Source organism: Mesorhizobium sp. M0904 (genome assembly GCF_040319475.1).
GTDB lineage: Bacteria > Pseudomonadota > Alphaproteobacteria > Rhizobiales > Rhizobiaceae > Mesorhizobium.
This window is the reverse complement of the sequence record NZ_JAMYOC010000005.1, coordinates 158,417-173,482: the sequence shown is the minus strand read 5'-3', so window position 1 is coordinate 173,482 and position 15,066 is coordinate 158,417. Positions and strand designations below refer to the sequence as shown.

The 15,066-nt window shown below is 61.7% G+C and carries 13 protein-coding genes and 1 pseudogene; 11 read left to right on the top strand and 3 right to left on the bottom strand.

Going from position 1 to position 15,066, the window contains the following annotated elements; genetic code table 11:
* Positions 1 to 8 precede the first annotated feature (8 nt).
* From NKH80_RS07785 to NKH80_RS07740, 10 genes and pseudogenes are all read left to right on the top strand, one after another.
* Positions 9 to 1,538: an ABC transporter substrate-binding protein gene (locus NKH80_RS07785; RefSeq protein WP_352990737.1), complete on the top strand. Its 1,530-nt coding sequence runs from the start codon at positions 9 to 11 to the stop codon at positions 1,536 to 1,538.
* A gap of 65 nt (positions 1,539 to 1,603) precedes the next feature.
* Positions 1,604 to 3,130: an FGGY-family carbohydrate kinase gene (locus NKH80_RS07780; protein WP_352990734.1), complete on the top strand. Its 1,527-nt coding sequence runs from the start codon at positions 1,604 to 1,606 to the stop codon at positions 3,128 to 3,130.
* Positions 3,123 to 4,448: an iron-containing alcohol dehydrogenase gene (locus NKH80_RS07775; protein ID WP_352820398.1), complete on the top strand. Its 1,326-nt coding sequence runs from the start codon at positions 3,123 to 3,125 to the stop codon at positions 4,446 to 4,448. Before NKH80_RS07780 ends, NKH80_RS07775 begins: the two co-directional genes overlap by 8 nt.
* 77 nt (positions 4,449 to 4,525) lie before the next feature.
* A complete protein-coding gene (locus NKH80_RS07770) occupies positions 4,526 to 5,608 on the top strand; it encodes an ABC transporter ATP-binding protein (RefSeq protein ID WP_352990731.1) in 1,083 nt (360 codons plus the stop codon).
* Positions 5,609 to 6,664 carry a hypothetical protein gene (locus NKH80_RS07765; RefSeq protein ID WP_352990728.1) on the top strand — a complete coding sequence of 352 codons (1,056 nt, stop codon included), beginning with the start codon at positions 5,609 to 5,611 and terminating at the stop codon, positions 6,662 to 6,664. It abuts the gene before it with no gap.
* Between the two features lie 99 nt (positions 6,665 to 6,763).
* On the top strand, positions 6,764 to 7,762 hold the full coding sequence (locus tag NKH80_RS07760; RefSeq protein WP_352990725.1) for a sugar-binding transcriptional regulator: 999 nt from the start codon (positions 6,764 to 6,766) through the stop codon (positions 7,760 to 7,762).
* A 242-nt stretch (positions 7,763 to 8,004) separates the two neighbouring features.
* Positions 8,005 to 9,006 (top strand): Tim44 domain-containing protein, encoded by a 1,002-nt coding sequence (locus tag NKH80_RS07755; protein ID WP_352990722.1) that lies wholly within the window; start codon positions 8,005 to 8,007, stop codon positions 9,004 to 9,006.
* A 331-nt stretch (positions 9,007 to 9,337) separates the two neighbouring features.
* Positions 9,338 to 9,453: pseudogene (locus tag NKH80_RS07750) on the top strand (IS3 family transposase); the annotation flags it as partial.
* 115 nt (positions 9,454 to 9,568) lie between these two features.
* On the top strand, positions 9,569 to 10,393 hold the full coding sequence (locus tag NKH80_RS07745; protein ID WP_352701486.1) for a PA3715 family protein: 825 nt from the start codon (positions 9,569 to 9,571) through the stop codon (positions 10,391 to 10,393).
* 125 nt (positions 10,394 to 10,518) lie between these two features.
* Positions 10,519 to 11,067 (top strand): class I SAM-dependent methyltransferase, encoded by a 549-nt coding sequence (locus NKH80_RS07740; RefSeq protein ID WP_156948240.1) that lies wholly within the window; start codon positions 10,519 to 10,521, stop codon positions 11,065 to 11,067.
* Positions 11,068 to 11,098: 31 nt separating this feature from the next.
* Here NKH80_RS07740 and NKH80_RS07735 read toward each other — a convergent pair whose 3' ends face one another.
* Both NKH80_RS07735 and NKH80_RS07730 read right to left on the bottom strand, forming a co-directional pair.
* On the bottom strand, positions 11,099 to 11,302 hold the full coding sequence (locus NKH80_RS07735) for a hypothetical protein (protein WP_352701487.1): 204 nt from the start codon (positions 11,300 to 11,302) through the stop codon (positions 11,099 to 11,101).
* Positions 11,303 to 11,398: 96 nt separating this feature from the next.
* On the bottom strand, positions 11,399 to 11,632 hold the full coding sequence (locus NKH80_RS07730; RefSeq protein WP_352701488.1) for a DUF6429 family protein: 234 nt from the start codon (positions 11,630 to 11,632) through the stop codon (positions 11,399 to 11,401).
* Positions 11,633 to 12,302: 670 nt separating this feature from the next.
* On the opposite strand from NKH80_RS07730, the gene NKH80_RS07725 reads away from it, so the two are divergent.
* Positions 12,303 to 13,889, top strand: coding sequence for an adenylate/guanylate cyclase domain-containing protein (locus tag NKH80_RS07725; RefSeq protein ID WP_352701489.1), 1,587 nt, complete (start codon positions 12,303 to 12,305; stop codon positions 13,887 to 13,889).
* A gap of 380 nt (positions 13,890 to 14,269) precedes the next feature.
* Here the strand turns inward: NKH80_RS07725 and cysQ are convergent, their stop codons facing one another.
* A complete protein-coding gene (gene cysQ, locus NKH80_RS07720; RefSeq protein ID WP_352702058.1) occupies positions 14,270 to 15,058 on the bottom strand; it encodes a 3'(2'),5'-bisphosphate nucleotidase CysQ in 789 nt (262 codons plus the stop codon).
* Between the last annotated feature and the right edge of the window lie 8 nt (positions 15,059 to 15,066).

The following is a 15,066-nucleotide window of genomic DNA, read 5'->3' as shown; positions in this document are numbered from 1 at the left end:
GAACGATCATGAGCTTCAGAGAACACGACAAGAAGACATTCGTCGCCGATACCTGCAACGACTTTACGGCGCGCCGAATAAGCAAACGCGACTTCATGAGGAAGATGGCGCTCGCCGGTGTCGGCTTTTCTGCCTTCGGATCAGCCATGCTAGGTGGCGGCCGCACCAATCGGGGGATCCTGGGCCTCGGGGTTGAAGAAGCCCGCGCCCAGGACGCCGATATGTTGAAGTGGCTGGCCGATGTCGGCAAACCGTATGCCGGCACCAAAATCCGCTACACTTCGGAAGCGACGCCGCCAACGATCGTCGCCAACCAGCTTGTCGCGGGTGAATTCACCAAGGCCACCGGCATTGAGGTGGAAGTCGAGATCGTGCCGCTGGAGCAGGTTCTCGCCAAGGCGACGCAAGATGTGCAGGGCCAGCTTGGCACCTATGACGTCTACTATCTCGATCAGTCCTGGATGGCGACGTTTGCACAGGATGTCGTCGATCCGCGCGAGTATTATGACCAGAACAAGAACCTGGCGATGCCCAACTTCGACTGGGACGATTTCTCCAAGCCGCTGGTCGACGGCATCGCCATGTACAACGGCAAGCAGTGCGGAATCCCGTTCGATATTCCGATCTTCATCTTGATGTACCGCAAGGATCTTTTCGACAAACACAACATTGCGTTGCCGACAGACCTCGACGCCTACCTCAAGGCCGTGCAGGCGCTCACTGAGGCAGAAAAAAGCAACGGCATCTTCGGCACCGCGTGCCAGGCGAAGTCCGGCCACTATTCGCTCGAATGCGACTGGACCTTCGCCTTGTGGGGCCATGGCGGTTCGATCTTCAACAAAGACAAGAAGTTTGTCGGCAATGACGAGCGCGGCGTGGCCGGGCTGCAATTCTATCAGGAGCTGGTCAAGAACTCGCCGCCCTCTGCGACGACATGGACTTGGGACGGTCAGGGACAGGCACTGACACAGGGTCAGGCCGCGATGGCAATCACCTGGGGCGAAGATTTCCCCGGCTTCGACGCCAACGATTCCAAGGTCAAAGGCTTGTTCGAGGCCCTGCCCGCGCCCAAGGAGGTTCCCGGTCGTCGCGCCGCCGCCGATTGCGGCTTCAACGAAATCCCGGCCGTTGGTCACCAGGGCGGCTCGACGATTTCGCTGTCGCAATATTCCAAGAACAAGGAAGCGGCATGGCTGTTCATGCAGTGGGTCTGCTCGAAGGATGTGATGGCGCGGGTATCGACGCTCGGCGGCGGCGCCTCGCCGATGCGCAATTCTTCCTTCACCGATCCTCGCGTGAAGGCGAAGGCCGTTGTCGGGCCTGGAACGACACGCCACTTCGACGCCATCAAATACACGATCGACAACCAGATGGGATCGGAGCCGGATATGCCGATCTGGGCGGATCTGTCGAACAACGACATTCCTGTTGAGCTCGGCAAATTGCTTACTGGCCAAGACTATGGCGGCAATGCCAAGGCGTGCCTCGATGCCATCGCCGGCATTGTCGACGGCAAAGTCAAGGACGCCGGTCTTTAGCGACTCGTCGGTGATTTGGGCGAAGGCGGCTTCCACCGCCCTCGCCCTTTGGCAATGTGGCGGCAATGGTTCCGGATCTCGTCATCGGCATCGATTCCTCGACCTCGGCAACCAAGGCGATCGCCTGGGACCGCAATGGGCTGGCCGTGGCTGAAGGTCGTGCACCGCTTGCAATGTCCAACCCGCGTCCGGGCTATTTCGAGCAGGATCCGGCCGAGTGGTGGGCCTCGACGGTGACGGCGCTTCGTGCTGTCGCGGCAACAGTTTCGCCGGCACGCATTGCCGCCCTTGCGATTGCCAACCAGCGCGAGAGCTTCGGCCTTTTCGACGAGCAGGGCCAGGCGGTCGGGCCGGCGACGCTCTGGCTCGATGAGCGCGCCCGTGGGAAAGCACGGCGCTTCGGCGAGAGTTTCGGCGCGGCACGCGTCCACGCAATATCGGGCAAGCCGCTCGACGTCATTCCTTGCCTTTACCGCATGATCTGGTTTCGCGAGGAAGAGCCCGAGATTTTTGCCCGCGTGGAGCGAATGGCCGAAGTCCATGGCTATCTGGTCTTTCGTTTGAGCGGCCAGTGGGTGACGTCCACCGCATCCGCCGACCCGATGGGCATACTCGATATGCGAGTTATGGACTGGTCTAACGAAATATTGGACGCTGCGGGCGTCGCGCGGCACATGATGCCGGACCTGGCGCGGCCCGGCACGGTTCTGGGCCAACTGACTTCGGAAGCCGCCATACTGACGGGCCTGCGGGAGGGCACGCCGATCGTCGCCGGCGGCGGCGACGGTCAATGCGCCGGAACGGGCGCTGGCGTGTTGCAGCCGCGATGCGCTTACATCAATCTCGGCACGGCGGTCGTCTCCGGCAGCTTTGGCACGGACTACGTCCATGACCAGGCCTTCCGCACCGAGACGGCGGTCGCTGATGATGGCTATATCTACGAGACGTGCCTTCGCGCCGGCACTTTTCTCGTCGACTGGATGGCGCGCGAAATGCTTGGCGTCGATCTGCATGGCGCAAGCGGCCTGGCAGCGCTCGAGGCCGAAGCCGCTGCCAGCCCGATTGGCGCAGGCGGCATAATGCTTCTTCCCTACTGGCAGGGCGTCATGGACCCGCACTGGGACAGTACGGCCCGTGGTGTGATTGCCGGGCTGTCCGGCTCGAGCAGCCGCGGCGACATCTATCGTGCCGTGCTGGAAGGCATAGCGCTGCATCAGGCCGCGACAAGTCAGCGGGCCGCTGCAGCTGCCGCCCAGACCATCGGCCAATTCATAGCCATCGGCGGAGGGGCCAAGTCCGACCTGTGGATGCAGATTCTGGCGGATGCACTTGATCGTCCCGTAAAGCGTTCGACGACGGTGGAAGCCTCCTCGCTTGGCGCTGCGATGGCGGCGGCAAAGGGCGTGGGCTGGTTTTCCACCATCGCCGAAGCGTCGCTCGCAATGGCCAGCGAGCCGGCCAAAACCTTCGAACCGGACGCGAAACGGGCCGCGCTCTACGCCGACCTTCTTGCGATCCATGCCGATCTTTGGCCAACGCTTTCAACCTGGAACCAGCGTCTCGCGGCCTTCATGGAGACCGATCATGGCTGAAGCGAGCAACTGGAACGCCTTGATCGAGGACGTTGTCGCAGGACGCTGGACAGATCCCAAGACAGGCGCAGCCGCGGTCCTGCCGTTCCAGACAATCGAATTGCTGGAGACGACGGAGGGCCGCGAAGGGGATCTCGTTGCGCCCCTGGCGCTAGGCAGCCGCATCGCCGTGGTCTCCGACATCAACACCGTCGATGTGATGGGCAGGCGCGTCGCGAAGGCGCTGCGTGCCATCGCCGAAATCGACGAAATCGTGCTGCCTGACGGCCTCGACTGCGATGAGGCAACGATCCAGATGGTCAGGGAGAAGACGCGTCACGCCGAAGGCGTCGTGGCCGTCGGGTCCGGCGTCCTCAACGACAGCTGCAAGCATGCAACCTTCCTCGACCAGCGGCCCTATGCCGTCTTCGGCACAGCGGCCTCGATGAATGGCTATGGCGCCTCGACAGCGTCGGTGACGTTGGCTTCAGGGCTCAAGATCTCGCTGCCCTCGCATGCTCCGCGAGGCATCTTCCTGGACCTTGGCGTGTCGGCTGCTGCACCCAGCTGGCTCAGCGCCGCCGGGCTTGGCGACAGCCTCTGCCGCTCCACCGCCCAGATCGACTGGTGGGCTTCGCATCGGCTGTTCGGCACTTACTATTCCGAGGTGCCTTATCTGCTTCAGGCGGGCGATGAGGAACCGATGCTGGCCCATGCGCCTCGCCTTGCCAGGCACGACATCACCGCCGTCGGGCATCTCCAGCGCGTCCTGACGTTGTGCTCGATGGGCGTGTGCTTTGCCGGCGTTTCCCATCCCGGGTCCATGGGGGAGCACCAGATCTCCCATTGGGTCGACATGTTCGCGCAAGCGCATCATCCAGGCACCACGCACGGCCAGCAGGTCGGGGTTGCCTCGCTGGTCATGGCGCGTCTGCAAGCGCGGCTGCTGGACATGGAAGAGCCGCCGCAGGCAAAGCCAACCGTCATCGACGAGGCGGCGATGCTGGCCCGCTATGGAGCGCAGCTTGGACCACTTTGCATTGCCGAGATGCGGAAGACAGCACTCGACGCCAGCCAGACGGAAATCTTCAACCGGAAACTCGCGGAAATCTGGCCGGCCCTGCGCCAGGAGGTTCGGCCAATGGCAATGCCGGTTGCCCGCATGGAGGCAGCCCTGAAGGCTGCGGGGGGGCCGGTCACCGGCGCGGAACTAGGCCTGCCGCGCGCGCTTTGGCACGATGCCATTCGCTATTCGCGAGAAATCCGCGGCCGCTGGTCCTTTGTCAATCTGGCCGCCGATGCAGGACTCCTGGAAGAATTTCTGGACAGCCAATGGTGAGAGCGCATCCGATCGCCAATGGCTCGCATGGCGAAAATGAGATCCAACCGGCAAGGGCAATCGAAGGGTAGGAATTTATGGCGTCTGTCACCATCAGCAACATAAAGAAGGACTATGGCGCCCTCTCGATTATCGATGGACTAGATCTCTCGATCGAGGATGGCCAGTTCGTCGTTCTGTTGGGGCCGTCCGGCTGCGGCAAGTCCACGTTGTTGCGCATGATAGCCGGTCTCGAGCCCATCACGTCCGGTGAGATCGCCATAGGCGACAGGGTCGTCAACACGCTTCACCCCAAAGACCGCAACATCGCGATGGTCTTCCAGAATTACGCGCTTTATGCGCACATGACCGTCTTCGACAACATGGCCTTTTCCATGCAGTTGAAGAAGCGCCCCAACGAAGAAATCAAACAGAAGGTCGGGTGGGCGGCATCGATCCTCAACCTGACTCCCTATCTGGAACGGTACCCTCGCCAGCTTTCGGGCGGCCAGCGGCAGCGCGTCGCCATGGGCCGCGCCATCGTGCGGGACCCAACTGTGTTCCTGTTCGACGAGCCGCTGTCCAACCTCGATGCCAAGCTGCGGGTGCAGATGCGCACCGAAATCAAGGAACTCCACCAGCGACTGAAGACCACCACGGTCTATGTCACGCATGACCAGATCGAGGCCATGACCATGGCCGATGTCATCGTCATCATGCGCGACGGCCGTATCGAGCAGATCGGGCGCCCGCTCGATGTCTACGATCACCCGGCAAACCTCTTCGTCGCTTCCTTCATCGGCTCGCCCGCAATGAACATGTTGCATGGCGAGGTGGCTTCCGAGCGCGACGCCTGGGTGGTGCGGACCGACGAGCTATCCCTCCCGCTGCCGCCAGGGGCTGCGGTCCGGCCCGGCCAAAAGGTGATCTACGGCATTCGCCCCGAACATCTTCGACCCGTGGCCGACGGGCGCGGCATCCCGGCCAGGATTACGGTTGTCGAGCCGACCGGTCCCGAAATCCACATCTTTGCCAGCATGGGCAACACCGCGATCTGCTCGGTGCTGCATGACCGCATGGAGCTCTCTCCTGGAGCTTTAATCCATCTGGAACCGACGCCTGAGCGAATCCACCTGTTCGACCAAGGCAGCGGCGAGCGACTGGACAAGGGAAGAAGCTGAATGGCCCAGGTCGTTATCCTCGGCGCCGGCGTCATGGGCTCTGCCATGACGCTTCCGGCCGCTCACGCGGGTAACCGCATCACTCTTGTCGGCACCCATCTCGACGAGGAGATCGTCGACTCGGTGGCCAGCACCGGTCGTCATCCGCGCCTCAACACCACACTGCCTGATGTGGTGGCCGCCAAGTCCTGGACCGAATTCGGGGCAGCGATGAACGATGTACCCGATCTGCTTGTACTCGGCGTCTCGTCGGCCGGCATTCCTTGGGCGGTCGAGCGCATTGCAGAAAGCATCAAGTTGCCGGTGCCGATACTGATGATTACGAAAGGACTTGCAGCAAGCGACGAAGGCGTGGAAATCCTGCCACATCTGCTTGCCCGCGAGATCGAGCAACGCACCGGCTTGTCTGTCCCGGTGATGGCCGTCGGCGGACCGTGCATTGCCGGCGAACTGGCGGCACAGCGCGACACCTCCGTGATCGTGGCCGGGCACGATCCCGACCAGGTGGCCGCGGCGTCCCGCCTTCTGCGCGCGCCTTTCTATCATGCGCGATCGTCACCCGATCTCGTCGGCGTCGAGATCTGCGCTGCTTTCAAGAATTTCTACACACTCGCCGTTGGGGCTCCTGTCGGACTGCTGGAGCGCGACGGCAAGGCGCCCAATGGTGCGCTCATGCACAATCTTGCCTCGTCACTTTTCTCGCAGTCCCTCGCGGAGATGGCGATTCTGGTCGATGCTCTGGGCGGAAAAATCGAAACAGTGCTGGGGCTGGCAGGCTCCGGCGATCTTTATGTGACCTGCCAGGCGGGCCGTAACGGTCGCATGGGGCGCCTGCTTGGCCGCGGCCTGCCCTATTCCGTGGCGAAGCGCGAACATATGAGTTCGGACACGGTCGAGGGAGCGCAACTGGCGCTGGACCTTGGTCCGACTTTGAAGAATATGATGGCCCGGGGTGTACTTCCCCACGATCGCCTGCCGCTGACGAGGGCCATCATCGACGCGGTTTGTCACGATGCTCCGCTGGTTTTGTCCTTCGACCGCTATCATCGAGGCTAGCGGAGCCGGGGAAACTCGATTGATGCCTCATATCGATGAGCACATGGCTCGGCCGAGCCCGCTCTGGACCCGCTGCCGCGGAGTGGACAGGATGATCTGATGGAGAAACCCGCACGAAAGAAACGCGACGGCCGCCAAGCTGTAACGAGTTCGGTCACGGCTGATCGTGAGGAAGGGCTGCTCGTGCGCGCCGCCTGGCTTGCTTACGTCGGTGACCTCACGCAGGCGCAAATTGCCAAATCTCTTGGCCTGACCCGCCTTCGCGTCAACCGGATGCTGGCGCATGCGCGCCAGCGGGGGATCGTTCAGATTCGCATCAATTCGAAGGTGGCGAACTGCATCGCGCTGGAGCACCGGCTGCGGGACGCCTATGGTGTCTCGGATCCAATCGTGGTTCCGACACCACCCGATCCCGCGCTGGTGCCACAGGTCATCGCAGCCGCCGCCGGTGAGGCCCTGTCGCTCAGAATCCGCGACGGGATATCGGTGGGCGTGGGATGGGGACGGACGCTCCAGCTTAGTCTGCGGTCAGTGACCGTACGCCCGGTCAAAGGAATGTCGGTCGTTTCCCTGCTTGGTGGGCTCACGCGCGGATCGGCGATCAACATCTATGAGATCGCTTCGCGGCTCGCAGCGCTTTTCGATGCGGAATGCTTCTACATCGCAGCACCGGTGTTCACGGACACGGAGGCCACGCGCGATCTGCTTATGCGCCAGTCCATTCTGGAAGACGCCTTCACCCATGCCCGCGACGTTGACGCCGCTTTCGTTTCGGTGGGCGCGGTGCACAAGGACGCCACCATCTTTCGGATCGGACTGGTAGGCGACGATGATCTCAGATCGCTCCGCGAAGCGGGAGCCGTCGGCGATATTTGCGGCCACTGGATCAGCGCCGACGGACAACTCGTCGATCACCCGCTAAACAATCGCGTAATCGGTCTCGCGCCCGAACATCTGCGCGACATCGACACTGTGATCCTCCCCTCCGGCGGCCTCGACAAGGTTCCGGTGCTGCGCGCCGTGTTGCGTCTGGGAGTCGTCGATGTGCTGATCACCGACGAGAAAACCGCTGAGGCGATCCTTGCGCAAAAGCCGTAGCGCAGACGGCGGGGAATTGTCTCGCATCTGAATGGCGCCAAGCTGGACCGCGCGATATCTGCCGTGCCTGCGCAAAACGGATAACGCTCATGCCTTTTGGCGCTGGTGCGCATCGCGTCATCGCTGCGCGAAGACGCGGCTGAGCAAAACAGCGTGTCGCCCGTTGAAGTGGAGGTGCCGGTCAGTGATATTTCAATCGGCGCACCCCATATGAGCGGAAAGAGCGTCGTAAGGATTGGCCTATGATTTCGCGTTGGGGACGGTTTGCAGTTTTGTTCGCCGGATTGTTCCTGGCATTTTCCATGGTCGCTGTGGATCACGCCGATGCGCGCCGTGGCGGCAGCTTCGGCAGTCGCGGCATGCGCACTTTCCAGCCGGTCCCGCCGACCAGAGTCGCGCCGCAACCGGCCGCACCGGTCGAGCGCTCGATGACGCCTAATGCGGCAACGAACAATGCGGCCCGTCAGCCGCAGGCATTCCAGCGCCCAGGCTTCTTCAACGGCCTCGGCGGATCGATGATGCGGGGGCTGCTCCTCGGCGGTTTGATCGGCGTTCTTCTGGGCCATGGGTTCGGCGGCTTGGCCGGCATGTTGGGCCTTTTGCTCCAAGTACTGCTGATCGGCGGCGTGATCATGCTGGCGATCCGCTTTTTCCGCTCGCAATCGGCATACAACACAGCGCCCGCTACGGCCGGTGCCTCGCGGGGCACCGGGACCCTTGGGCGAAACGCAGCAGCTGGGCGCGAGCCGAGCAACGCTACAGCTTTCCCCATTCCAGGCATCGGGTCAGGATTTGGCGGAACGAGCCAAGGCAATCCTTCCCAAGCCAGTGCCGATGAGATCGCACTCACGCAAGCCGACCTCGACACGTTCCAGCAACGGCTGACGGAAGTTCAGGAGGCATTCGCGCGCGAAGATCATGCTGCTTTGCGCCGGTTGGCGACGCCCGAGATGGTGTCCTATCTGTCCGAGGAACTTGCCGACAATGCCAAAAAGGGCGTCAGGAACGACGTGTCGGACGTCAACCTATTGGAGGCCGATATTGCGGAAAGTTGGCGGGAGGGTGACCTCGACTACGCGACGGCTGCTTTGCGCTATGAGTCTCGCGACGTAACCCGCGATCGCATCAGCGGCAAGATCGTTGAGGGCCAGGCCGATCAGCCGACGGAGACAATCGAACTGTGGACCTTTGCGCGCCAGAACGGCGCTGAGTGGAAGCTCGCCGCGATCCAGCAGCCTGGCTGATGTGCTGGCCTGATCGAATGGCTGCCAGGAGACTGTCCAGTTTTGCCAGCTGCGCACTTGAAGGTCGGTCAGCCGAGGTGAAGCGGCGGGCTCTATCGGCCCAGCGGCAGCTTCGAAGTCGAAAGCAGTTCGGCCTCATCTATCACTCCGGCCATGTAATTTGCAATGATGCGCGACGCGAGCGCTTCATGCTCTATTGGGCTGGATGCAGCGGCTTTCTGGCCGCGTCTTACGGAACCGTTGCCAACGCGATCGTCGGCAATGTCGATGTGCGCTCTACCACCTTCGTCGCGGCGTTCGGTTAGAGCCCACCCTGCCTCATGTTCGAGGTTTGGAAGCGTCGGCACTGCGCGAGCTTCTTTCAAAAAAATGGTAGGGCCCGCCGCCAAGCGCGAAGCCATCGTGCATCTGCAGGCCACAATGGGAGTGTCGGAGCGGCGGGCCTGTTCCTCTGGCGGCCATCGAGGCGTCGTTAGCCGCACTTTCCGCGCACCCCTGTGCGCCGCCACCAATCTCGCGTAGACATGCCTGCCGGCATCCGGCGCTGCGACGTGAGAACCTCATGCGAATCCTGTTGCCTGTGTTCTTCCTCTGCCTGACCAGCCTGTCGCCCGCCCGAGCCGCGTCGGGCGATTGCGGCGATGCCGCCGCCCTGGTGCAGCAGGCCTATCCCAAGGCCCAAAAGAGCGCCGACGGCGCGTCGTTCACGCTTGTACCCCATACGAGCATCGCCTCAACGCTCCCGGAGAGCGATGCGCCATTCGGCCTGGCCTGCAAGATCTGGCCGGCTCATGACGACCTGCTTTTGGTCGCGGTACCGCTGATCGACAGTGCTAACGGCGACCACCTGCATGTCGGCGACATCGAGCTGCTGGTGGTCGATAGAAAGAGCCTGCGGGTGCGCCAGCGCCTGCTCCAGCCTGGACTGATGACCGATGATGCCATCGCGATCCGTAAGGTGGAATTCGACACCGGCCGCTTTGCACTGGCCCCCGAGGTCACCGCCTTCGGCCTGCGCATCGAAATGGCAAACCATTCGCAGGCTACTCCCTTCAGTGAAACCGACCTGCGGCTCTATGCCGTCGCCAGCGATGCGCTGCGCTTGGTGCTCGACGGCCTCGTGGTGGCCGCCTCTGGCGGCGATAGCGATGCCAGTTGCGCCGGATCCTTTCATTCCAGCCAGGTCAGCCTGGCGATGAGTCCGGCGCGCCACCACGGCTATCGAGACATCATTGCGGTCGAGCGGTCGAATACCGACAATCCCTCCCCCGACCAGAATGGCGAATGCCAGTCCCATCCCGGCAAGCCTGTGAAGCGGACCTACCGGCTGCGCTATGACGGCAGCCGCTACGCGGTTCCCGCGGCACTCAAGGTGATGGGGTTGTGACGCCGCCGCATACGTCCCTGCCTTGGTTCGTCAATGTGATCAATTCCAGTTGAAAGGGTATCGACCATTAATTCTCTCGTGATAGGAGGCGCTCAAGGGGGGCTCTTCCCAAAGGAGCTGATGATTTGTGGTGGTCAAGATTCAAAAGGGGTTTTGCAGGAACGTGGGACGACAGACTTGACGGGCTATTCTCCGCAAAGGTCGACTACGCCGGAAAATCCATTCTCGATGTTGGCTGCAATATGGGTGTTGTCGCCTATGAGATATCCAAGCTGAAACCCAGCTCGATCCACGGGATCGACATTGCCAAGCCGCACATCGAGACTGCAAAAATGTTATTGAGCGGCTCCCCGGTGCATGCCCGGTTCGATCGCCTGAATCTTGGCAGCCGGCGCCTCGGCAATATCCTTCTACCGAAATACGATATCGTCCTGCTGCTGGCCGTCTATCAGCACATGCAGCGCAACATCGGCCCAGGCAAGGCGCGAAGGGTGCTTTCCAATATTGTGAGGCGCACCTCAAACGTCGTTGCCCGCGTTCCGCCTGGAACGGATGGCGAATTCATCGAAACGCTTTCTGACGAGGGATTCCAGGTCAAGAGCACTCACACATCGCCCCTTGGTAGTCATGTGCTCGTGCTTGAGAAACCTGCCTTCGGAAATCCGCAGCCATAGAGATTTCGCATCGCCGTGGCAATCTGCCCCACTAACATCCCATGTGCCAGCGGCGGCACAGACCCGCTGCTGGCTGCAACTCAGCTCGTTGGGCGCCGATTCGCCGGGAGAGCATCTCGCGGCTGGACTTCGCGCCAATGCCGTTGACGTTTGAGGTCGCGGCTGCGGTGTTCTCTGCCACTGCCTTGACAGACAGGATGCCCCCGTTGGCGTAGGTGACGAATTTGGCCGCCATGGCGAGAGCATCGCCAGCCTGCGGCCAGCGCACCGCCGGTGTCGAAATTCAGCCATGTGCGCTATCAGCTCGCAGGCGCCCGTCCAGCGCTCTGGCTCAGGGCGCCGGGCGAGTGAACAGGGTTCGGAATAGCTCCTCAGCACGCCGCAGTCCTTCATCTGTCAGAATCACTGACTTCGCCTTGTTTGCCGGATTCGCGATCAGCCCCTTCTGGTGCAAGCGATCCAGAGCATTCCAATCCAACCCCTTCCAGGCGCGCCTCTCTTCATGCAGCGTCAGCCAAAGCAGGCCCATAACGGCATCGTCGATCTTGTCGGTGTCGATCTCCATGCAAGCGGTCTAACACGCGAAAGCGCCGCTGCCACGATCCACACCGTAGGGTTATTCCTCGCGCAACGGTTCGACCGAGAATAAATGTTTCACCGAGGCGTCGCATGCGCGACGGTGTCATTTGGGGGGACGAGCCGGAATGAGATCCGAGTTCATCATGGTGACTAAGCGGCCGTGGCAGCCCTTGCCACTGGCAAATGAAATGCGGATTGGCGAAATCCTCGCCGTCGCTCTGGTTGCGCTGCAGGCGAGCGGCTGACCGTCCAGCGTGCGCGTCATGCTGCCGGCAGCGCGCAGTACCGCGTCACCCCGCCGCGGTGTCCCATTCCATAATGCGACCGAAGCGCGGACACGTTTCGCGGGACGCTTTCTTTTCCGACGTGCTCTCCGACCGAAGTCTCGACCTTGCTAGAGGTGAATTTTTGATCCCTGAGCGGTTATCTCGGAGCGCATTCCGGCCACAACCGACGTTGCGACATCCCTTCACTGATTCACTGTCCGTCTGCGCCAGAATGCGAAATCTGCTGTGAGGGTCGGGGCTCAGCAGCAACCGCTCAAGGTCGGTCCGACGTTGCAGGGCTGACGTGTTTTCATCGAGCCAAGACTGACTCTGGTACCGTGCCGGGAATGAGCTATAGTTCACATACTAAGACGGCCGGGCGCTTGCACAATGGCTGGACTGGGCGAACAGATTGCGCGTCAGCAGCGCACCATGGGACCGCTCCTGGTGGCGGCAGTGGTCATCGGCCTTATCGGTCTGCCCGTCGCAGCCTGGCTCGACCTCCGAGACCTGTCGGAACGGATGCTGCGCAGGCAAGCCAGCGAAATCAGCCGGATCATCGACGAAATGCGCGGATTCTACGGCAGCGACGTCGTGGGACGCGTGCTGCAAGCTAACGGCGCTGTGACTGCGACGCACAACTACCGGGACGTGCCAGGTGCGATCCCTATTCCAGCAACCCTCTCGATCGAACTCGGCAAGCGCATCAGCGCTCATGACGGGTCGGTCAAATATCGGTTCGTCTCGGATCTGCCTTTCAAAGGTCGCGCGCCCCACCAGCTCGATGTTTTCGAGCGGAATGCAATCTTGGCTTTGCGCGCTAACCCGAAGGAGCCGATCATCGAAGTCTCGGGCTCACTGTTTGACCGGCAGGTCCGCGCCGCGGCCCCTGTCATAATGGGACAAGTGTGCGTGACCTGCCATAACTCACACCCGGATAGCCCCAAGACGGACTGGAAGGTAGGGGATGTCCGAGGGATCCAGGAGATATCAGTCAATCAGCCTATCGCTGCGAACATCCTCACTTTCAAGTATCTGCTCGTATATTTCGCCTTCGCGGCGGCGGCGGGCCTGACGTTCATTCTCCTGCAGCGTCGGCAGTCCGCGTTGATTCAGGGCATCAACAAGGAGCTTTCGGAGGCAAACGACTTCCTCGCCGCGATCTCATTGAAGATCGCCAAATACCTTTCGCCTCAAATTTACAAAAGCATCTTCAGCGGCCAGAAGGACGTCACCATCGCGACCGAGCGCAAGAAGCTCACGATCTTTTTCTCCGACGTCAAGGATTTCACCGCGATCGTGGAACGGCTCCAGCCCGAGGACCTGACGCTTCTCCTCAACGAGTACTTCACCGAGATGTCGACGATCGCGCTCAAACACGGCGGCACCGTCGACAAGTTCATCGGCGACGCGCTTCTTGTGTTCTTCGGAGACCCCGAGACGCAAGGCATCGAGGAAGACGCAAGGGCCTGCTTGCGCATGGCTGTCGACATGCAGCGTCGGCTGGAGCAGTTGAACAGGGTGTGGCATGACCGCGGAGTTGAACGGCCCTTCCGAGCTCGCATGGGCATCAACACAGGCTATTGCAATGTCGGGAACTTCGGTTCCGATGATCGGATGGACTACACGATCATTGGAGCCGAGGCGAACTTGGCGGCCCGTCTGCAGTCGATTGCCGAGCCCGGCGGCATCTGCCTCAGCTATGAGACTTACGCGCTCGTGCGCGACCTTGTCCGGGCGCGTCCATTAGCACCGATTGCCATGAAGGGGATCAGCCGGGAGGTTGTACCCTACGAGGTCGAGGGCCTCCTGGGTGAACTCGCACAGCGCCCTCAGGTCATCAGCGAGCACACGACTGGCCTCGACTTGTTCCTCGATGTTGAGGCAATCGACGAGAATGCGGTCGAGCGGGCGAAGAAACGACTTTCGGAGGCGCTCCTGGCCTTATCCATCCGAAGCAAGCCCGCCGCATTTTAGGTTCTTGAGCGTGATCCAATCTGGGACCGTGGCCAGCCACATAAGTCGGGTTCGAAGCCGCCCTCATGCGCCGCCGGTATTGACGCACCCGGCTGGTATCACGAAAAATACGACGAGGCCCGCAAGGACTTGATCATGACTGGTCGTGCCATGCTGCAGACGCCTTTAGCTTGATGTGGTCGCTGACGTCGCCCCCAGGCCGGATGGGGAGCGTTATCGTGGTGTTTACACGCCTCGGTCAGCACCTGAGATCGCGGTCATAAGTCACTGTAACACATTCGCTTTCACACATGGGGCTGGAACTGCGCTTACGTCGCGACAAGTCGTGCGAGAGGAACGCTGACAGGTCTGACGCGTTCCTTTGGTTGCGCAGTCATCGTCTAGCCAGATCCAGCCGCCTTGCCGCTGGCGATAAAATGCGGGTTGGCGAAATCCTCGTCGTCGCTCTGGTTACGCTTGCCGTAGGCGAGCGGCGCACCATCCAGCGTGCGCGTCATTCCGCCGGCAGCGCGTAGCACCGCGTCACCCGCGGCCGTATCCCACTCCATAGTGCGGCCGAAGCGCGGATAGACGTCCGCCTCGGCGCCGGCGACAAGGCAGAATTTCAGCGACGAGCCGACCGAGACGATCTCGGCCGCGCCAAGCGCGCGGATATAGGCGTCGGTCTCCGGCGTGTTGTGGGAGCGGCTGGCAACGACGGTCAGCGGCATCATACCGGCCCTTGCCGAAATCGGTTGGCGATCGACGATCACATAGTTGTCATCAATCTTGATCGTTTCCGCTTTGCCCGGCCGGCCGGAAAAGAAGCGGCCGGTGCAAGGCGCGAAGACAACGCCGATCTCCGGCACGCCATCGCGAACCAGCGCTATGTTGACAGTGAAATCGGTCCTGCGGTTGACGAACTCCTTGGTGCCGTCGAGAGGATCGATCAGGAAGAAGGCGTCACCGAGATCCGGTGCCATGATGCCGGCCGAAGCTTCTTCCTCGGCCACGCACGGAATCTCGGGAAATGCGGCGCGCAGCCCGGCAAGAATAATCTTCTCGCTCTCGCGGTCAGCCTCCGTCACCGGCGAACTGTCCAACTTGCTGTCGACCGCACAGCCGGCACGAAAGACGCGCATCACCTCGCGTCCCGCCGCCAAGGCAAGGTGCTCGAAGACGGCGAGCATTGCTTCGT